The sequence below is a fragment of the Halopseudomonas laoshanensis genome (genome assembly GCF_008365385.1).
In the GTDB taxonomy this organism is placed as follows: domain Bacteria; phylum Pseudomonadota; class Gammaproteobacteria; order Pseudomonadales; family Pseudomonadaceae; genus Halopseudomonas; species Halopseudomonas laoshanensis.
Window position 1 is genome coordinate 160,556 of sequence record NZ_QOVF01000001.1, and the last position, 19,362, is coordinate 179,917.

Consider the following 19,362-nt stretch of genomic DNA (forward strand, 5'->3'; position numbering starts at 1 on the left):
TCATTCTCACGCGCCAGGCGACTGCTCCGGTGGCGTTGCTGTTACTTCGCCGCCTGCGGGGCTTTCCAGTGTGGCTCTGAGTTGCGGCAAGCACTCCGGATACTCGCGGCTGATAAAGCCAATCAGATGTTCTCGAAGGTAGCAGCGCAGATCCCAATTGGAACCTGAGTCACCCGAGCTGGCCAGTACGCGCAGCTGCATGACCTTGTCGGTGGTATCGGTGACTTGCAGCACTTTTACTCGGCCGTCCCAGAGCTCCGGCACCTGGTCCAGCAAGCGATCCATCTCCTCGCGCAGCGGTTTCAGTGGAATGGTGTAATCCGCCCAGAAAAACACTGAGCCGGTGATTGAGGCATTGTGCCGCGTCCAGTTCTGGAAAGGCTGTTCGATAAAGTATTGCAGCGGCACAACCAAGCGGCGGTCATCCCAGATGCGGATCACGACATAGGTCCCGGTGATCTCTTCCACTCGACCCCATTCGTTTTCGACAATGACCACATCGTCAATGCGGATAGGTTGGGTGATAGCAATCTGCAAACCAGCAATGATGTTGCCCAGTACCGGCTTGGCGGCAAAGCCGACGGCCAAGCCTGCAAGTCCTGCAGAAGCCATCAGGCCGGTGCCTACCTGGCGCACCGCTGGAAAGGTGGTGAGCATGCTGGCAATGCCGAACAAGAGCACGAAGAAGCTCATGGTGCGCACCAGCAGGCGGGTCTGCGTCTGGATCTGCCGAGCTTTCAGATTATCGGCGACGTCTACCGGGTTGTGCGCAATGATGGTCTGCTGTACCGACTGGACCGCGCGGATACCGATCCAGGTAATCACTGCGATCGTGGCCAGGGATGTCAGATGCTGAATGCCGCGCATGAAGGGTATGCCCTCCGGCGCGCCCAGCCAGGTTGCCTGCAAGCCCAGTAGCGGTAACAGGTACACAAGAGGCTGGGACAGGTTCTCAACGAGCTGATGGAGATAGGAGAAACGCGATGTTACGCGGAACAATATTGTGCCTACTATTTTCGCGGCCAAACCCAATACCAGTACAGCGATACAGGCACGCAGCAGGAGCTGAAGCTCCGGCGTGAACGACATAGCGGACCATTCGGTAGGCATGCATCCCCCCTTGAAAGTCGATCAGATGTTGGCTGGCCACAAGGCAGCCATATGGCAGCTAGAAGACAAGGGAGGCACAATAATTCGTAAATAATTAATTGTAATAAGGCGCCACCCTTATCGTGAAATGGCGGTGGTAATCAGGATTTGGATTTGAGTTTGCGATCTTCCCACAGGCGCGCATAGCGAGTGGTTTCCAGCGGCCCCTGCATATAGGTCGGCAAGGTATCTCTGTCCACTGCCTTGAGGATGTCCTTGCGCGGAAGATGCCCCTGATCGATGAGCATATCCAGTTTGAACCTGTGCACAAAGCCGGCCACATCCTTGAGATTTTTTGGCACCACCCGTTTGTACAGCTTGCTATCGGGGCACTCCAACACCACCATCAAATCACCGTTGGGGGTGGTTTCAGTGGAGACCTTGTATCCGGCTAACAGTCGGCTGGTGTCGTTCATATCGCGTTCATGCATGGGGTATTACTCCGTTGTTACATGAAGTAACTGACGGCTGATCAATGATTAGATTCAAGTACTCCGATGAACGGTAGTGAAAATAACTGCAAAATGAGTTAACCCCGGTCAATTGCTTGAATTGCGGCCTAATTGAGGCGATCAATTTAGCGTCAGTGTCAGCAGGACTGCTGCAATGCGCTCAACCGATGCGTACTCAGGGCGGCGCAGTTCTTCAGAAAATACATCGGGGTCCAGTTCCTGATACTCCCAGGTGCTTTCGCTGCCATCCAGTAAGCGCTGCAGCTGTGCATGGAAGGGATCTTGGCCTTGAACCATGGCCACACCGGTATAGAGCAGCAACGTGCCCCCAGGAGCGAGCTTGCCCAACGCCTGTTCAACGATCTGGATCGACAATCCGGCCCCCAGTTCACCGCCGCCGTGACGGTAGGCGCGTTCCTGGGCATCCATCATATAAGGGGGGTTGGCAATGATCAGATCCAGACCCCCTTCCACGTTGTCAAGCAGGCTGCTGAGTTTAGGACTGACGTTCTTCACCCGCTCAACCCGCGCGTTGACGCAGGTCATCTGCAGGGCCTGAGGATTGATGTCCACTGCCAGCACCTGACAGTCCGGTTGAGCACGAGCCAATGCGATCGCACCCGCTCCCGAGCCACAGCCGATATCCGCTGCTCGAGCGAGGCTCGGCTGGTTGAAAGTCAGCCAGCGTTCTACGGCATTGACGAATCTGTAAGTATCCGGCCCAAAAAAAACTGCTTCGGTATTGCTGGTCGGGTAAGCCGAATGGCTGAGCAGCAGATCTCCCAGGCTCGACCAACGAATACTGCTGCGCCAACCTTCAGCCCAGGGCCGTAATATGCCGGCCTGGAGCATCAGATCGAAATCGTCCGGAGCGACCAATTCACGCAGGAAGGGCCGGCTCCAACCGAATACATCGCGAAGATCCTGGGCCCATTTGCCGCTTTGGCGCTCGTTGTTGTAAGCATGGGTAAGCGGCGTCACCGTGGTGAAGTGATAGCCGTATGAACGCAGCTTGTCCGCCAGCTCAACCAATGCCTGAGAGCGCCTTTCTGAAGGGGCTGCGCCCGATGTGTCATGAGCGCTGATTGCTGCCTGCATAAGAACCTTTGCCTTTTTCAACGATTCAATACATTTGTGATGAGAACATCCGTGTCGCCAGCAAACCCTCGGGTGTGCCGTGCAGAGACGGGTTCATCATGCTGATCAGCGTCGCCATGCGCTCGGCGCGAGGCATGCTTTCGAGCTGTTGTCGAAGCGCTTCTAGTGGCTCCGACAGCGGCTCCATGGCGAGCTGAGTGCGGTCCGCCGGGCAAACAGCTGTGTCGCTGGCGGCTTTACGCCGACTGCCGCGTGCTGGCTTGAATGGGCGTTGGCGTGCACCGCTGGTTGCTTGGTCCTGCGCCAGCCAGCCATCCGCTATCCACTCATAAATCAGGCGCTGCTCGTACTCGGTAAACACGCCGAACATCAGCGCGTCCGGGCCGGAAATCAGGTGCCAGAAGCGGCTTTGACCCGGATCGACTCCGCGCTGTATCCAGCCGCGTGCTTCCAAGGCATCAAGGAAAGCGAGCATCTGTCCAGGCTCGGACAACCACTCGTTCACCGTTTTGCCTTCGAGTTTGCAATAGTCGGAATGCATCTGCTGACCGAAGGTGCGCTTGCGATCCAACATCCGCAGCAGCTCATCCTGCAGGTCAAAGTGGCGAATGATGTCGCCGCTGCCAACCCCCAGGTCGTTCAACTGATAACCCGCGCGAACCCGTTGATAAAATTGCGGATCGGTGCCGCCAGCACATTGCTGCAGTAACGCCTGGACCGCCTGGTGAGCGTGACCACTGTGGGCGTTATCAATGGTGATATGCAGGGTGAAGTAATACGGATCAATATCCAGTTCGTGCAATTCAAAAGCACTGATCAGCAAGTGCAGCGGCAACTGTTCATAACCCAGGTTGTAGCCGATGACCTCTGGCAGAAACTCCTGCGCCTCATAGCCAAGCGCTAGCTGCAGGGTTCCCTGCACATAGTACTCATCGGGCAGTGATAACGGCCCGTCACAACCGTGCTTAGCCAGCAGCTGGCGATACATCAACACATGATTCATCTGTGCGACGCCGTCGCCTAGCTCTTCCAGATAAGTGCGGATAAGCGGATGAAAACGCGGATCCTGCCAGTTATCCAATGTGCCGTATAACCATGCGCCATCGACCAATTTGGAAGGCGCGACAGCTTGTAAAAAATGCAGCGCATGGGCTTTGCTGGTGAAGAATCGTCTCGGCTTGCCAGCCTTGCGTTCTTCAAGATAAGCGGCATATTGCTTGCCTACCTTGACGGTTTTCGCTGCTACCCAATCCTCCAGCGCATTGACGTCCGCCGGTAGCTCACAATCCATTTCCGCAGCAATACCCAAATGCTCCTGCAGGAACAGCCGGGCTGCAGAGCGCGTGCTTTCGTCCTGAGGCTCCGAAAGCAACTGGTCGTAGAGCGTTTTGGTTGTCGAGAAAATTCCGCTCAGAGGAGTGGGGCTCTGGCTCAGTGAATTTCGGGTGTCTTGTAGCAGCATCTTGTTCTCCGCGGTACTGATCATGCGAGACGGGCACATTGCCTGTACTTATCTGAGCCCTTCTAGCGCAATAAATTCAACTGTTTTTGCGACCATGACCACTCGTCTTCCGACCTGAACTTATCTGCAGGATGTCGATTCGATTGATGAGGCGGCAAGCAGTGGAGCGGAGTGTTTTCGGTATGCCTGGAGAGTCGTGAGATAGCGGCTGCAGATCTGGGCTTTCTACCTGGATGTCATGCTCAGTGTTCTTTTGCCAGCTAAAGAACCCCCGGAGTGGGGTGAAAGGCGGTTCCGTAGTGTTCTGTAGCATCGCGGATGTCCGTCGGACCTTTTTAGCCTTAAGCGCAGGAGATACCATGCACGGACTAACCGGAATACTCGACAACAAAGGCTGCTCGTTGGATAAGCAGCAATTTACCTGGAAGGAAATGGCCAGCCGGCCGATCAGCAAACTCGATGATGACGCCTTTACCCGCGTCAGAGTCATTCTCATGAACGGTGTTGAAACTGATTCCCTGAGGCTCAAGCACTTTGGGGCACGTTTCAATCGCGATCTGCAACTGCCTCTAGCGCAGATTCGTCGGGTTGAACAGCATCAGGCGACGGCCATCAATTGGCTGTTGTCCGCTGATCATTCTCCCTTGGAAACTACCGTGGCCTATGAGCAGGTGGCGATTGAAGTCACTGCGGCGGTGGCTCAGAACGAGCCCGATCCCTATCAAGCGCAAACTTATCGATTTGGGCTCCTGGAGGATTTCGATCATCTGTATCGCTATTCGGCAATGCTTGATCGGCTGGAAGGCAAGGACGCTAACAACATTCTTCAAGGTTATACCGATATCGTCCCAGGCCGCGTGACCACTGATCATCATCGGGCCCCCGAGGATGATCTGCGGGACAGTTACGACAAAACCCAGGCTGCTCTGATCACCAAGATCCATGCCGCGTTGATCACCGGGGCTGAGTACCAGACCCATGACTACTATATGGCCATCGGACCCACCTTCGCTGACCCCGTAGCACGCCAGCTCTACGCTGAAATCGCTTCGGTGGAAGAGCAGCATGTGACGCAATACGGGTCGCTTCAGGATCCCGATGAGACCTTTATGGAAAAGTGGTTGGTACATGAAGCGATGGAGGTATACGCCTACTCCAGCTGCGCAGAGCAGGAAGAAAATCCGCGTATCAAGGCGCTTTGGGAGCGATTCATGGAATACGAGCTGGGCCACTTGAATCTTGCTTGTGATCTATTCAAAAAGTTGGAAAAACGTGATCCCGCCGAAGTGCTCGGCGGCAAGCTGCCGAAAATGATCCAGTTCAAGAGTCAGCGCGAGTTTGTTCGCAAGGTGCTGGACGAAGAAGTGGATCTGCGCACTAGCGGCGCCAATTACGTGCCGAAGGCGAAGGAAAACAAGGCGTCGAAAACCTACCGCAAACAACTTCATTCAGACGGCGTACCCGCCGAGATCGTGTCTGCCGGTTATCAATGGGCCCCCGGCACTGAGCTGAACAACAAGCGTTCTAGGAGGTAGTTATGGAAAAGGCAGCTGAACTTGGACACAACGTTACCGGGGCACAAATGTCGCCCGAGGATACAAAGGCGCAGCTCAAAGCGGTGGAGAAGTATCCGCCAGATATCAAGGGCGACGCCTCCAAACTGGCCTTGGCGCGTAAGGCAATGCGCCAGGAAGCGGATCCGATAGGGTCTGTCCCCATTCCTGGTTCCGTCAAAGGAGTGCTTAAAAGTGGTTTCGACAAGATGCTGGGTAAACAGCCGGAACTGTTGGTCGACAAGCTCGGTGAACGCCTGGCCTACGAGCGCACGGGTGTACGGTTGTATGAAGCAGTACTGGCGAAATTTGAAGGTACGGAGACCGATGACAAGGAGTTGATTCCGACTCTACGCAGAATTCGGGATGACGAAGCTGCGCATATGAAGATCGTCAAGGAAGCAATCGAAACGCTCGGGGCTGATCCCACCGCCATGACGCCTTGTGCCGATGTGGCGGGGGTGATGGCTATGGGTATTATGCAGGTCTTGACAGATCCGCGGACTAACCTGTCTCAGGCGTTAAATGCCTTGCTCACCCTGGAGTTGGCGGATAACGCTGCCTGGGAACTGCTGGTGGAGCTGACTAACAAGGCGGGCCATCCGAAGATTGCAGCCAGCTTTGAAAATGCGCTTGAAGAAGAAGGGCGACATGTCAGCACCATCAAGGCGCTGTTGCAGCAGCAGCTGGAAGCTCAGGTTTGATAGCCTGCGAGCTGGCTCGACTACGGGCCAGCTCGCCTTTTCCGCGTTGTGACCGTCAGGGTGAGTTCTTGATGCTGCCACGTAAGTTCATGGCCGCAAGCCCTACCTGCAGAACAATAAGCGCATATGCTTCAGCATAAAGCCCCCAGATTATCCACAGTAGGTTACTAGCCAGAAAAACCCAGAAGCCCAGTTTTCGTCGGTGCTCAATTTTCGATCCGACCAGCCAGGCAGCGGCAATAGTGACCAGCATGGCCGGCCATTGAATCCAATTCAGAAAACCCCAATCCATAACACTCCCCGTTGATGTTGAGCATGGCCCCTTATTTGTTTGGGAGCTGCCAGCGATTGACCCGCCAGGCCGGCAAAAATTCCTGGTGCTAAGCGGGGCCTTGCGCTGGCATGAAATCACCCGTGCCAAATGGCTTGAGCGCAAATTCTTCTTGAACTAGCGCCTGAGCGCTCAGTCCTGAATCTATAGGTAAATAATTCAGGAGAGCTAGGCGATGACTGAAGATAGAACCCCTCCAGCGCAACATCAGGACCAGCAGCCAGGGTCTGAGCAACAAATGCGGCCCCACCCCGTTTACATCACTGATCGTTATCGCGGCGCAGGCAAGCTCAAGGGCAAAGTAGCCATCATCACCGGGGCGGATAGCGGCATTGGCCGCGCAGTGGCGGTGCACTTCGCCAGAGAAGGCGCCAATGTGCTGGTCAGCTACCTGAATGAGGAGGAGGACGCGCGCGTCACCTGCGCGGCGATTGAAGCCGAGGGTTCCGAGGTGATCAGCCATGCCGGTGACATTGCCGAGCGTGCCAACTGTCAGGCGCTGGTCGACAAGGCAATCGAGGCCTGGGGCCGCATCGACATTCTGGTGAACAACGCGGGTGAACAGCACCCTCAGGACAATCTTGAAGATATCAGCGAAGAGCAATGGGAGAAAACCTTCCGTACCAACATCTTCGCCATGTTCCAGTTGACCAAAGCAACCCTGCCGCATCTGAAAGAGGGTGCGAGCATTATCAATACCACCTCGATAACCGCCTACAAGGGTAATCCTGTGCTGCTGGATTATTCCTCCACCAAAGGCGCGATCACCAGCTTCACGCGCTCGCTCTCGATCAATCTCGCCAAGCGTGGCATTCGGGTCAATGCGGTGGCCCCAGGACCGATCTGGACGCCGCTGATTCCTTCCACGTTCGGCGCTGACACGGTCTCCGAATTTGGTGGTAGCACGCCCATGGAGCGTCCCGGCCAACCGGCCGAGTTGGCGCCGAGCTATGTGTACCTGGCTTGCGAAGATGCCTCTTACGTCAGTGGACAGGTGCTGCATGTCAACGGCGGCACTGTCCTTAATGGCTGAACAGGCATCGCACTTATTTGCGGCTGTCCCTTGGATATGCCCTCCACACCAGGAGTATTACCGAAATGAACACGACTGCCTCCAGTACATCTGATCTGACTGCCGAGCAGACGCTTTCCCTGGCGCAAGCCTTGGAGATGCCGCGTATTGCCATAGAGAGCATCACGCCGGATGCTGGCGGCGAGCGCTTCGCGGCCAAGGCGGTGGTGCATCAGCCATCGACCATTTCCGCTGTGGTGTTTTCTGATGGGCATGATCAGCTCGCTGTGGATCTGGTCTGGCGGCGCTTCCCCGATGCGCATTGGCAGCGCACGCCCATGGAAGAGCTGGGCAACGATCATTGGAGCGCAGGCCTGACCCCGCATCTGGCCGGCCGCGTGTTATTTGCCATTGAAGCCTGGATTGATTTGTATGGCACCTTCCACTATGAGCTGCAGAAGAAACATCAGGCGGGTGTTTCGGTGGAGCTGGAGCTGCAGGAAGGCGCGACCTTGATCAGGGATTCCGCCGCCCAGGCGGCCGCCCAGCATGTGGAGCGGATGAATGAGCTGGTTGCCGCACTGGACGCCAGTGCTGGCAGAGACCAACTGTTGGCCCTGATGCTTGACCCCGGCACTGTCACTACCATGCGCAGCGCCGGCTTGCGCGCCCACCTGACGCGTAGCCCGGTACAGGCGCTGGAAGTGGAGCGGGAGCTGGCGCAGTTCGCCAGTTGGTACGAGCTTTTTCCGCGCTCAGTGACGGACGATCCACAGCGTCACGGTACCTTCGCTGATGTTACACAGCGCCTGCCGGAAATCAGTCAGATGGGATTCGACGTGCTGTATTTCCCGCCGATCCATCCTATCGGCCGTACCCATCGCAAGGGCCGTAACAACAGTCTGGTGGCAGAGGCTGGCGATCCTGGCAGCCCCTATGCGATCGGCAGCGAGGAGGGCGGGCACGACGCCATTCATCCCGAGTTGGGCAGTCTGGATGATTTTCTCGACCTGGTCGGCAAGGCGCGCGAGCACGGGTTGGAAATTGCGTTGGACTTTGCCATCCAATGCTCGCCTGACCACCCCTGGATTACCCAGCACCCCGGCTGGTTCAGCTGGCGCCCGGATGGCAGCATCCGCCATGCGGAGAACCCGCCGAAGAAATACGAAGATATTGTCAACGTGGATTTCTACGCCGAGGACGCGATTCCGGATCTATGGCTGGCGCTGCGTGATGTGGTCAAGGGCTGGGCCGAGCATGGGGTCACGCTGTTTCGCGTGGACAATCCGCACACTAAACCACTGCCGTTCTGGGAGTGGTTGATTGCCGATATTCGGCGTGACTACCCCGACACGATTTTTCTCGCTGAGGCCTTTACTCGTCCGGCGATGATGGCGCGTCTGGGCAAGTTGGGCTTTAGTCAGAGTTACACCTATTTCACCTGGCGTAACACCAAGGATGAGTTGCAAAGCTACTTTGCTGAATTGAACGAAAGCCCGTGGCGTGACTGCTACCGACCGAACTTTTTCGTCAACACGCCCGATATCAATCCGCGTTTTCTGCATGAGTCAGGCCGCGCCGGGTTTCTGATTCGTGCCGCGTTGGCAACCATGGGCTCGGGTCTGTGGGGCATGTATTCCGGTTTTGAGATCGCCGAAGCGGCGCCGGTGCCAAACAAGGAAGAGTATCTGGATTCCGAGAAGTACCAGCTGCGGCTGCGCGACTATCAGGCGCCGGGGAATATTGTCGCGGAGATCACCCGGTTGAACTTGATTCGCCGTCAGAACCCGGCGCTGCAGACGCATTTGGGCTTTCAGGCCTATAACGCGTGGAACGACAACATTTTGTATTTCGGCAAACGTACCGAGGATCTGAGCAATTTTATCCTGGTGGCCATCAGCCTGGATCCGTATCAGCCACAAGAAGCTCATTTCGACCTGCCGCTGTGGGAGTTTGGCTTGCCGGACGATGCCAGCATGCACGGCGAAGATCTTATGAATGGTCATACCTGGATCTGGCACGGCAAAACGCAGTGGATGCGTATTGACCCGGCTCACCAGCCATTTGGCATTTGGCGTTTGCGCACCGTAGAGGGCACGCAGTTATGACTCAGTCCGCTTTTTTAAACGATCCGCAGTGGTACAAGGATGCGGTGATCTACCAGGTGCACGTGAAATCCTTTTTTGATGCCAATAATGATGGCATCGGCGATTTTGCCGGCTTGATCGAAAAGCTTGATTACATTGCCGGGCTGGGGGTCAACACCATCTGGCTGCTGCCGTTCTATCCATCGCCCCGGCGGGATGATGGCTACGATATTGCTGCGTATCGCGGCGTGCATCCGGATTACGGCACCATGGCTGATGCCCGGCGCTTTATCGCCCAGGCGCACCGCCGTGGGTTGCGGGTGATTACCGAGCTGGTGATCAATCACACCTCCGATCAGCATCCCTGGTTTCAGCGCGCGCGGCAGGCCAAGAAGGGCTCGAAAGCCCGCGATTTTTACGTCTGGTCAGATACCGACGATCTGTATCAGGGCACCCGCATCATCTTTCTGGATACCGAGAAATCCAACTGGACCTGGGACCCGGTGGCCAAGCAATATTTCTGGCACCGTTTCTATTCGCATCAGCCCGACCTGAATTTCGATAACCCGCAGGTCTTGAAGGCGGTGCTCAGCGTTATGCGCTACTGGCTGGACATGGGCGTTGACGGCTTGCGTCTGGATGCCATCCCTTATCTGATCGAACGCGACGGTACCAACAACGAAAACCTGCCGGAAACGCACGTGGTGCTGAAGAAGATTCGTGCCGAACTGGACGCGCACTATCCTGACCGCATGTTGCTGGCTGAAGCCAACCAGTGGCCGGAGGATACCCAGCAGTATTTTGGCGATGGCGATGAGTGCCATATGGCCTTTCACTTCCCGCTGATGCCGCGTATGTACATGGCAATCGCCCAGGAAGATCGCTTTCCGATTACCGATATTCTGCGCCAGACGCCAGATATTCCCGAAGCCTGTCAGTGGGCGATCTTTCTGCGCAACCATGATGAGCTGACGCTGGAGATGGTCACCGACAAGGAGCGCGACTATCTGTGGAATTACTACGCAGCCGACCGTCGTGCGCGGATCAATCTGGGTATTCGCCGCCGGCTGGCGCCACTGGTCGAACGCGATCGCCGACGCATCGAGTTGCTCAACAGCCTGCTGCTGTCTATGCCGGGCACACCGACGCTGTACTACGGTGACGAGATCGGCATGGGCGATAACATCTTCCTTGGTGATCGCGATGGTGTGCGCACCCCAATGCAGTGGTCCATCGACCGCAACGGCGGTTTTTCCGCGGCGGACCCGGCCAGCCTTGTATTACCCCCGATCATGGATCCCTTGTACGGCTTCCAGACCATCAATGTCGAATCCCAGTCCAAGGATGCCCATTCGCTGTTGAACTGGACGCGGCGCATGCTCGCGGTGCGCAAGCAGCAAAAGGCCTTCGGTCGTGGCACGCTGAAAATGCTGGCGCCGAGCAACCGTCGGATTATTGCCTATCTGCGCGAATACCATGACGATGATGGCCGCCATGAAACCATCCTCTGCGTGGCCAATCTGTCGCGTGCGGCCCAGGCTGCAGAGCTGGATCTGGCCGCTTATGATGGACGGGTGCCGGTGGAAATGGTTGGCGGTACCTCGTTTCCACCGATTGGCCGGCTCAATTATCTGCTGACCCTTCCGCCCTATGGGTTTTTCTGGTTTTTACTGGCCGACGAGAAGCAAATGCCGACCTGGCACGTGGAACCACCGGAACCCATGCCGGATCTGCGCACCCTGGTGATCACCGATCATCTGTCCGAGCTGACGCGCGCTACCCAGCGTAATCAGCTGGAACGGGAATCCCTGCCGCCTTACCTGCATAACCGTCGGTGGTTCGCCGCTGGCGATTCGCTTCCCCAGGTGCAGATGCTCTACGCGGTGCCGCTGGATAACTCGTCCACTCCGTGTCTGCTGAGCGAATGGGAGGTCATGCGCGGACGCCAGCGCGAGTGCTATCAGTTGCCCCTTGCCTATGTTGACGAGCAGCACGCGGGCAGCGGCTCAATGCAGCAGGCGGCGCTGGCCATGGCCCGCCTGCGGCGCGGCCGGCAAGTTGGGCTGGTGACCGATGCGGTCAGTCTTGAGAGTTTCGCGCCGCAGATACTGGCACATCTGCGCCAGGGTAGTGTGCTCAAGGGCGAGATGCTGGCAGCGCAGGAAGCCTTTGAAATTCAGTTTTTGCCAGCCCCGGGCCTGCAAGCTCTGGAAGTGCATGAACCGGAGGTTGCCCAGCTCTCCAGTGCAGAGCAGTCCAATAGCTCAATTGCGCTGGGTGAGCGGATGATGCTCAAGGTTATTCGCAAGATCATGCCCGGCACTCACCCGGAAGTGGAAATGGGTACCTTCCTGACCAACGCAGGCTTTACTCATATTCCACCTCTGCTAGGCGAGGTACGCCGGGTAGATCAGGCCGGTGAGCCGCATACGCTGATGGTCTTGCAGGGCTATATGAGCAGCCAGGGCGATGCCTGGCAGTGGACGCTTGATACGCTGGAGCGTGCTGTTCGTGATCAGTTGGCGGGTGGTGAATCGCAAGTGGAGAGCCAATTCACCGCACTGGCTGAACTGGAAACCTTCTCTGGATTGCTCGGCCAACGTCTGGGTGAGATGCATGTATTGCTCGCCCAGCCCTCTGACAACGCCGATTTCGGCCATGTTGTGAGTACCCCGGAAGACGTCAATAACTGGGCCGACAGCGTGGCCGAACAGGTGCAACAGGCGTTGAGTGAGTCCTTGCGCTTTCAGGCTTATCTGAGCGAGAACGACCAACAGCTGTTGCAGTCGCTCGAAGCAAACCACGTCGGCTTGTTGCGCGAGATACAGCAACTGGCCGAGCGCGCCGAGGGCGGTATCTGTATCCGCGTGCACGGCGACCTGCACCTGGGGCAGGTGCTGGTGGTGCAGGGCGATGCCTGTTTCATCGATTTCGAGGGCGAGCCAACCCGCACGCTGGACGAACGCCGTGCCCGGCATAGTCCCCTGAAGGACGTCAGTGGCATGCTGCGTTCCTTCGATTATGCCGCCGCGATGGCGGTACGCAACTCACAGAGCACTGATCTGTCGGAGGAAGCAACGCAAGCCCGAGAGAGTATCGCGCAGACCTATATTGCGCAGGCGCGCACGGCGTTCCTTGACGCCTATCGGGCGGCGGCAGCGGAGTTGCCCCATGCCTGGCGTGACCGCGAGGGTGAGGGCGCTGCCTTGGCGCTCTTTGGTATTGAGAAGGCGGCCTATGAAATGCTGTATGAGGCGCACTACCGGCCAGATTGGCTGAATGTGCCGCTTCATGGGTTGGCCGTGCTGGTACAACCTCTTTTGGAGAGCAGTGCTGATGAGCAATCATGATTCCCGCAGCGATGATCAGCTGAAGCAAGGCCTGGATGCGCTGTTGCGCGCCGAGCACGGCGATCCCTTCGCTCTACTCGGGCCTCAGATAGATGAACAGGGTGTGGTGATACGCACCTTTCAGCCGGGCGCACTGCAGGTCGAATTGATCGCAGCAGAAACCGGGGAGTCCCTCGGCCTGCTAGAGCAAGACGGACACAGCGGCTTGTTCAGCCTGCGCCTGCCCGCGCTACTGGACTACCGGTACCGGATCAGCTGGCCCGGGGCGTTGCAGGAAACCGAAGACCCCTATGCCTTTGCGTCGCAGCTGGGGGAACTGGATATTTATCTGTTCAGTGAAGGTAAGCACCGGGATCTGGGCAAGAGCTTCGGTGCCCAACTGATTGAAGTGGACGCTGTGCAGGGCGTGCGCTTTAGCGTATGGGCGCCCAATGCACGCAGGGTCTCAGTGGTCGGGCAGTTCAATAGCTGGGACGGCCGCCGTCATCCGATGCGGCTGCACCCGACGGCAGGTGTCTGGGAGTTATTCATCCCGCGCCTGGGGCCGGGGGAAATCTATAAGTATGAAATTCTCGGTAGCCATGGTGTGCTACCGCTACGTGCCGATCCACTCGCGCTGGCTACGGAGCTGCCGCCGGCGACCAGCTCGGTGGTGGCTGAAAAGCTGGATTTCGACTGGCACGATGACGCCTGGATGCAGCAGCGGACCTCGGCATCAGCGCAATCCGGTGCGCTGTCCATCTATGAGTTGCACGCGGGGTCATGGCGCCATGGTCAGAGCGAGCAAGAGGGCGATGCGTTTCAGGTACTGAGTTGGCGCGAACTCGGTGAGCAGTTGATTCCCTATGTGCTGGACCTGGGGTTCAGCCATATCGAGCTGTTGCCGATCATGGAGCATCCCTTTGGCGGCTCCTGGGGTTACCAGCCGCTCTCGCAATTTGCCCCCACCGCGCGCTATGGCAGCCCGCATGATTTTGCTGCTTTTGTGGATGCCTGCCATCAAGCCGGGCTCGGGGTGATCCTGGACTGGGTGCCGGCGCATTTCCCCAACGATGAACACGGCCTGGCACGTTTTGATGGTACAGCGCTCTACGAATATGAACATCCCTTCGAGGGCTACCATCAGGACTGGAACACCTGCATCTTCAACCTTGGGCGTAACGAGGTGCACGGCTTTATGCTTGCCTCTGCGCTGCACTGGTTGCGCACCTATCATATCGACGGGCTGCGTGTGGATGCGGTGGCCTCGATGCTCTATCGCGACTATTCGCGCAAGGCCGGGGAGTGGATTCCGAATCGTCACGGCGGCCGCGAAAATCTGGAAGCAATTGATTTTCTTCGCCACCTGAATCAGGTGGTCGCCAGTGAGGTGCCGGGTGCCATGGTCATCGCCGAAGAGTCAACCGCGTGGCCAGGCGTCAGTCGGCCCAGCCACGAGGGCGGCCTGGGCTTTGACTTCAAGTGGAACATGGGCTGGATGCACGACAGCCTGAGTTACATGGCCGAGGACCCACTGCACCGCCAGCACCATCATCATCAGCTGACCTTTGGCCTGCTGTATGCCTTCTCCGAGCACTTCATCCTGCCGATCTCGCACGATGAAGTCGTGCACGGCAAGCGCTCGCTCCTGGACAAGATGCCAGGGGACCATTGGCAGAAGCTGGCGAACCTGCGCCTGTACTTCAGCTTCATGTGGACGCATCCGGGCAAGAAGCTGCTGTTCATGGGCTGTGAGTTCGGTCAATGGCGCGAGTGGAATCACGATGCCGAGTTGGACTGGTATCTCATGCAGTACGGTGAGCACCAGGGGCTACATGGTTTGTTGCGTGATCTGAATCGGCTGTATCGCAGTGAATCGGCGTTGCATAGGTTTGATGATCGCGAAGCCGGGTTCGAATGGCTGATTGGCGATGATCAGGCCAACAGTGTGTTTGCCTGGCTGCGCAAGGGGGAGGCCGACGCTGCGCCGGTGCTGGTCGTGCATAACTTCACGCCCACCCCACGCCTGGGCTACCGGGTCGGTGTGCCGAGCTCAGGTGACTGGCAGGTGTTGGTCAATAGCGACGCACAGCAATACGGCGGCTCAGCTGCCGGCAGTGTGGGGGCGGTGGCGAGCGAAGCGGTCGCCAGTCATGGCAAGGTGCAGTCGTTGCTGCTGGACCTGCCGCCGCTGGCGACGCTGATTCTGCGGGCCTAGCTGTTCTCCGGTTCAGCCCCCGACCCGTCATGCTGGCGGGTTCGGGCTTGCCGTTCCAGTGCCAGATAGACCACACAGGCCAGCGCCAGGGGGAACAGGAAATACAAAGCGCGGTAGCCGACCAACGCGGCCATGATCTCGCTTTGCGGAACCTGATGCTGCAGCAAAGCGATGAATACCACTTCAATGACGCCCAGACCCGCCGGGATATGCGTGATCACCCCAGCGATACTGCTGACCATGAGGATAGCCAGAATGCTCGGGTAGAAGACACCTTCCGGCAGGAGCAGAAAGATCAGCAAGGCCATGAGTGACCAGTTCGCGGCGCCCAGCGCGGCCTGAAGCAATGCAAATTTCAGTGGCGGCAGTACAATCTCGTGACCGCGTATATGCCAGCTGCGGCGCGTGGATAGACCGCACGCCAGCAGGTAGCCGATCGCTACCAGCAACAGCGCAATGCCGATCAGGCGCAGACCAGTCTGGCCGATTTCCCAGCTGTTCGGCAGTTTCAACAAGCCCAAACTGAACAGGCTGCCCGCCAGCAAGATATAGCCCAGCCAGTTGGTCACCATACTCAGGCTCATTACCCGGGTAATGGTCGGCACATCCAGACCGTAGCGTGAATAGAGCCGATAGCGCAGCGCCACGCCACCCACTATGGCGCCCATGTTCAAGTTGAAGGCATAGCAGACAAAGGTCACCGGCAGCACTTCACGGATGCGCATAGCATGACCGGTATACGCACGCCCCAGCAGGTCAAAGCAGCTATAGGTGGCGTAGCTGACCAGCGCAATGAGCGCGCCGATGGCCAGGGTGCTCAGGGGGTAATCGCGCAGGGTGGTAATGACTTCGGCCCAGTCGACATTGCGTGCTAGGTAAAACAGCAGCACCGGCACCGCGATGAAAAAACACCATGTCAGTATCCGCTTGGCCCAGAACCACCATGAACGTTTCGGTGATGGGGCAGCGCTTTGGTCGGCATTGCTCAAGAGGTTTTCTCCTGATTCAGCTGCAGCTCGGGTTCGGCACTAGCATCATTCGCCGGCTCAAGGTGCGGGCGCAGCAGCTTCATCATCGGCACATGGGCCGGCAGCTGACCGGCCATGGCGGGAAAGCGGCGGATGAAATGAAAGCACATCACGGTCAGTGGGGCACGCCACCAGGATCCGCGCATGGCAGTTTCCAGGGACACCTGCTGGCATTTTTCGGCAACCAGTTCCTTCAAGTGCTGGTGCAACTGCTGGTTGAACGGAGGATGGCGGATGATCAGGTTGGCTTCCAGGTTCAGCGACAGGCTCAGGGGATCCAGGTTACTCGAACCCACAGTGGCCCATTCCTGATCGACCAGCGCGACCTTGCCGTGCAGCGGCCGCTCGCGATATTCATAGATGCTCACGCCGTCACGCAGCAGATAGTTATACAGCAGCTTGGCGCAGGCCCGGACCCAGGGCATATCGGGTTGGCCTTGAAGGATCAGCGTCACATCCACGCCGCGCCGCGAGGCATTGCGTAATTCGCGCATCAGCCGGTACCCGGGGAAAAAGTAGGCATTGGCAATCACCAGCCGATAGTTGGCACTGCGGATAGCCTGCAGATACTGGCGTTCGATATCGGTTGGGTGCAGATCATTGTCGCGAATCGCCACGCGCATTCGCGCATCACCGGTGAAACGTGGCAGGCCCTGCATGGCGGGCAGGCTGCGGCGGGGGCGGCCACCTTCACGGTTCTGCCGAAACAGATCCAGGCTGGCACGGTGAATGTCCACCACAATAGGACCGGTAACGCGTACCGCGTAGTCCTGTTTGGCCATGGGCCCGAAGTCGGCCAAGTGATCGGCACTGAAGTTGATACCGCCGACAAAGGCCTCTTCGCCGTCGACGACGACGATCTTGCGGTGCAGGCGCCGAAACATGTTGGTGCGGTATCCGAGGATTTTCGGCTTCGGATCAAACATGTGCAATTTCACCCCGACGCTGGTCATCGCCGCCACAAAGGGCTTACTCAGATCAGCGGTGCCATAGCCGTCAACCATCACCTGGACTTCGACACCGCGGCTGGCGACCTCAATCAGTATCTGCTGCAGCTCATTGCCGACCTTGTCCTCGAAGATGATGAAGGTCTCCAACAACACCTGCTTTTGCGCAGCGCGGATGGCGGCAAAAACGGCGGGGAAGTAGGCTTCGCCGTTGATCAACAGTTCGACATCGTTACCTTCACGCCAGATATAGCTCATAGATGGATCTCCACCACCAACGGGACGTGGTCGGACAGGTGCGACCAGGGCCGTTTTGACAGGACTTCAGGGTTATGGGTACTGGCGTTGCGCACGTAAATGCGGTCCAGCCGCAGTAACGGCCAGCGCGCCGGAAAACTTTTTGCTGGTGCCCCATGCGCTTTGACAAAGGCTTCTTCGAGGCCGCGCTCGGCGAGCTGCGCATCGGCTTGCTGGCGCCAATCATTGAAATCGCCGGCGACGATTACCGGCGCATCGGGCGCCAGGCTGTCGAGCAGCCCGCCAAGCAGGTGCAACTGCTGGGTGCGGTGGCTTTCGCGCAAGCCCAGATGCACGCAAATGGCATGCACTTCTTTATGGCCCGGCACATCCAGGATCGCGTGGAGCATCCCGCGTTCCTCTGTACCATCTATGCTCACATCCAGATTGTTGAACTCGAGAATCGGGAACTTGGACAGTAGCGCGTTGCCATGGTGACCTTCGGGATATACCGCGTTGCGGCCGTAGGCAAAATCCTGCCAGAGGCTATCGGCGAGAAACTCGTAATGCGGTACGTCCGGCCAGTCACGCACCCTCTTGCCATGGCGGTGGTGTGCGCCGAGTACTTCCTGAAGAAAGACAATGTCCGAACTGGTGGTTTGCACTGCATCGCGCAGCTCCGGGAGAATAAAACGTCGGTTCAGCCAGGCAAAGCCCTTGTGCGTGTTGACGGTCATTATCCGCAGGCAGTGAACCTCGGGCGCCGTTTGGGTAGGGCGTTTGGGTATCGGATTGGGCATGTTCATGCGAGCTTCTCCGTCATCTCGCCTGGAGTGACTTCGAGTGTGTCGGTCAGCGTGAGTTTTTCCAGCAGGCGCCGAGCATCAAAGGGAGCACGTACTTTGATATCGTTATCGAAATAGCAGAACAGGTCTCGCGAGCTGCGTTTGGATGGCTGCTTTTTCGATACCCGCTGGGCGTCACGCGGTTGTGCTCCGGAGGTCCAGCTGCGTATGCGTTTTTCCCAATGAGTCAGGGCTTTTTCGCTGTAACCGCTGCTGTACAGCTGCTTGTCACCGTGCAGGCGCAGGTAGAGAAAATCACTGGTGACGTCTTCCAGAAACGGCCATTTGCCCGCCGTGTCTGCTATGACCAGCGCTACCTTGTATTTGCGTAACAACGCGATAAATTCGTCGCAGGCAAAACTGGAATGGCGGATTTCCACTGCATGGCGCAGGCGCGTTTTTGCTGGCAGCTTGGATGTCGGCTGCGGTTCGCCGCGTGTGGCCTGGGCCGCGCAGCGGCGAGCAGCGCTGACCGTCGCGGGCAACAGGCTCAGAAAGTGGCCAAAGCGTTCTGGGTCGAACTTGAAGCTGGGCGGGAATTGCCAAAGGGTAGCCCCGAGCTTGTCGCCTAATTCCAGCACCCCCGAAGCGTAAAAGTTGGCGATGGGTTCTTCGACATCGCGCAAGCGTTTTACATGGGTGATATAGCGTGGCGCCTTGACGCTGAAAACAAAGTTATCCGGCGTGTCCGCGTACCAGCCGGCATAGCGTTCCGGTGTTTGCAAGGCGTAGAAGGAGCCGTTGATCTCAATCGAACTGACTGCCCGGGAGGCGTAGGCGAGCTCCTGACGCTGCTTCAGACCTTCCGGATAGAAGTCGCCGCGCCACGGCGCATAACGCCAGCCGGAAATGCCGATATGGATATCACTCACTAACCCACTACCCCCAAATAGCCAAGGCTATTGCTCGC

The 19,362-nt window shown here is 57.7% G+C and carries 15 protein-coding genes; 6 read left to right on the plus strand and 9 right to left on the minus strand.

Translation table 11 applies throughout. The annotated features are described in order from the left end of the window. Nucleotides 1-6: 6 nt before the first annotated feature. The 4 genes from DT594_RS00825 to DT594_RS00840 form a co-directional block, all read right to left on the minus strand. Entirely contained in the window at nt 7-1,110 is a 1,104-nt protein-coding gene (locus tag DT594_RS00825) for a mechanosensitive ion channel family protein (RefSeq protein WP_425460498.1), read from the minus strand. A gap of 140 nt (nt 1,111-1,250) precedes the next feature. Then, nucleotides 1,251-1,580 (minus strand): hypothetical protein, encoded by a 330-nt coding sequence (locus DT594_RS00830; RefSeq protein WP_149330944.1) that lies wholly within the window; start codon nt 1,578-1,580, stop codon nt 1,251-1,253. A 141-nt stretch (nt 1,581-1,721) separates the two neighbouring features. Beyond that, entirely contained in the window at nt 1,722-2,699 is a 978-nt protein-coding gene (locus DT594_RS00835; protein ID WP_149330945.1) for a methyltransferase, read from the minus strand. 25 nt (nt 2,700-2,724) lie between these two features. Continuing rightward, complete coding sequence (locus DT594_RS00840) at nt 2,725-4,185, minus strand: iron-containing redox enzyme family protein (RefSeq protein ID WP_246164520.1); 1,461 nt, start codon at nt 4,183-4,185, stop codon at nt 2,725-2,727. Between the two features lie 335 nt (nt 4,186-4,520). On the opposite strand from DT594_RS00840, the gene DT594_RS00845 reads away from it, so the two are divergent. Together DT594_RS00845 and DT594_RS00850 are read left to right on the plus strand one after the other, a co-directional pair. Next, the gene (locus tag DT594_RS00845) at nt 4,521-5,696 is read left to right on the plus strand and encodes a hypothetical protein (RefSeq protein WP_149330946.1); all 1,176 of its coding nucleotides are present in this window, start codon (nt 4,521-4,523) and stop codon (nt 5,694-5,696) included. A gap of 2 nt (nt 5,697-5,698) precedes the next feature. Beyond that, nucleotides 5,699-6,418, plus strand: a complete 720-nt coding sequence (locus DT594_RS00850) for a demethoxyubiquinone hydroxylase family protein (protein WP_149330947.1) — start codon at nt 5,699-5,701, stop codon at nt 6,416-6,418. 55 nt (nt 6,419-6,473) lie between these two features. On the opposite strand, the gene DT594_RS00855 is transcribed toward DT594_RS00850, so the two are convergent. Continuing rightward, a complete protein-coding gene (locus tag DT594_RS00855; protein WP_149330948.1) occupies nt 6,474-6,710 on the minus strand; it encodes a hypothetical protein in 237 nt (78 codons plus the stop codon). Nucleotides 6,711-6,924: 214 nt separating this feature from the next. On the opposite strand from DT594_RS00855, the gene DT594_RS00860 reads away from it, so the two are divergent. The 4 genes from DT594_RS00860 (at nt 6,925) to glgB (ending at nt 15,395) form a co-directional block, all read left to right on the plus strand. Continuing rightward, complete coding sequence (locus DT594_RS00860; RefSeq protein WP_149330949.1) at nt 6,925-7,782, plus strand: SDR family oxidoreductase; 858 nt, start codon at nt 6,925-6,927, stop codon at nt 7,780-7,782. Nucleotides 7,783-7,847: 65 nt separating this feature from the next. Next, complete coding sequence (locus DT594_RS00865) at nt 7,848-9,869, plus strand: alpha-1,4-glucan--maltose-1-phosphate maltosyltransferase (protein ID WP_149330950.1); 2,022 nt, start codon at nt 7,848-7,850, stop codon at nt 9,867-9,869. After that, the gene (gene treS, locus DT594_RS00870; RefSeq protein WP_149330951.1) at nt 9,866-13,198 is read left to right on the plus strand and encodes a maltose alpha-D-glucosyltransferase; all 3,333 of its coding nucleotides are present in this window, start codon (nt 9,866-9,868) and stop codon (nt 13,196-13,198) included. Before DT594_RS00865 ends, treS begins: the two co-directional genes overlap by 4 nt. After that, nucleotides 13,185-15,395 (plus strand): 1,4-alpha-glucan branching protein GlgB, encoded by a 2,211-nt coding sequence (glgB, locus tag DT594_RS00875; RefSeq protein WP_149330952.1) that lies wholly within the window; start codon nt 13,185-13,187, stop codon nt 15,393-15,395. The genes treS and glgB overlap by 14 nt, the downstream gene beginning before the upstream one ends. On the opposite strand, the gene DT594_RS00880 is transcribed toward glgB, so the two are convergent. The 4 genes from DT594_RS00880 to DT594_RS00895 are packed head-to-tail and all read right to left on the minus strand — an operon-like array spanning nt 15,392 to nt 19,324. Then, on the minus strand, nt 15,392-16,384 hold the full coding sequence (locus DT594_RS00880; protein ID WP_149330953.1) for a lysylphosphatidylglycerol synthase domain-containing protein: 993 nt from the start codon (nt 16,382-16,384) through the stop codon (nt 15,392-15,394). The two genes, glgB and DT594_RS00880, sit on opposite strands and share 4 nt — an antisense overlap. Further along, nucleotides 16,381-17,628 carry a cardiolipin synthase ClsB gene (gene clsB, locus DT594_RS00885; protein ID WP_149330954.1) on the minus strand — a complete coding sequence of 416 codons (1,248 nt, stop codon included), beginning with the start codon at nt 17,626-17,628 and terminating at the stop codon, nt 16,381-16,383. Before clsB ends, DT594_RS00880 begins: the two co-directional genes overlap by 4 nt. Next, nucleotides 17,625-18,413: an endonuclease/exonuclease/phosphatase family protein gene (locus DT594_RS00890; RefSeq protein ID WP_149330955.1), complete on the minus strand. Its 789-nt coding sequence runs from the start codon at nt 18,411-18,413 to the stop codon at nt 17,625-17,627. Before DT594_RS00890 ends, clsB begins: the two co-directional genes overlap by 4 nt. Beyond that, on the minus strand, nt 18,410-19,324 hold the full coding sequence (locus DT594_RS00895) for a DUF72 domain-containing protein (protein ID WP_149330956.1): 915 nt from the start codon (nt 19,322-19,324) through the stop codon (nt 18,410-18,412). Before DT594_RS00895 ends, DT594_RS00890 begins: the two co-directional genes overlap by 4 nt. Between the last annotated feature and the right edge of the window lie 38 nt (nt 19,325-19,362).

Bases quoted from the DNA above. Each gene is read 5' to 3' on its own strand.
- DT594_RS00825 (WP_425460498.1), bottom strand. From the start codon at position 1,110: ATGCCTACCGAATGGTCCGCTATGTCGTTCACGCCGGAGCTTCAGCTC.
- DT594_RS00830 (WP_149330944.1), bottom strand. From the start codon at position 1,580: ATGCATGAACGCGATATGAACGACACCAGCCGACTGTTAGCCGGATAC.
- DT594_RS00835 (WP_149330945.1), bottom strand. From the start codon at position 2,699: ATGCAGGCAGCAATCAGCGCTCATGACACATCGGGCGCAGCCCCTTCA.
- DT594_RS00840 (WP_246164520.1), bottom strand. From the start codon at position 4,185: ATGATCAGTACCGCGGAGAACAAGATGCTGCTACAAGACACCCGAAAT.
- DT594_RS00845 (WP_149330946.1), top strand. From the start codon at position 4,521: ATGCACGGACTAACCGGAATACTCGACAACAAAGGCTGCTCGTTGGAT.
- DT594_RS00850 (WP_149330947.1), top strand. From the start codon at position 5,699: ATGGAAAAGGCAGCTGAACTTGGACACAACGTTACCGGGGCACAAATG.
- DT594_RS00855 (WP_149330948.1), bottom strand. From the start codon at position 6,710: ATGGATTGGGGTTTTCTGAATTGGATTCAATGGCCGGCCATGCTGGTC.
- DT594_RS00860 (WP_149330949.1), top strand. From the start codon at position 6,925: ATGACTGAAGATAGAACCCCTCCAGCGCAACATCAGGACCAGCAGCCA.
- DT594_RS00865 (WP_149330950.1), top strand. From the start codon at position 7,848: ATGAACACGACTGCCTCCAGTACATCTGATCTGACTGCCGAGCAGACG.
- treS (WP_149330951.1), top strand. From the start codon at position 9,866: ATGACTCAGTCCGCTTTTTTAAACGATCCGCAGTGGTACAAGGATGCG.
- glgB (WP_149330952.1), top strand. From the start codon at position 13,185: ATGAGCAATCATGATTCCCGCAGCGATGATCAGCTGAAGCAAGGCCTG.
- clsB (WP_149330954.1), bottom strand. From the start codon at position 17,628: ATGAGCTATATCTGGCGTGAAGGTAACGATGTCGAACTGTTGATCAAC.
- DT594_RS00890 (WP_149330955.1), bottom strand. From the start codon at position 18,413: ATGAACATGCCCAATCCGATACCCAAACGCCCTACCCAAACGGCGCCC.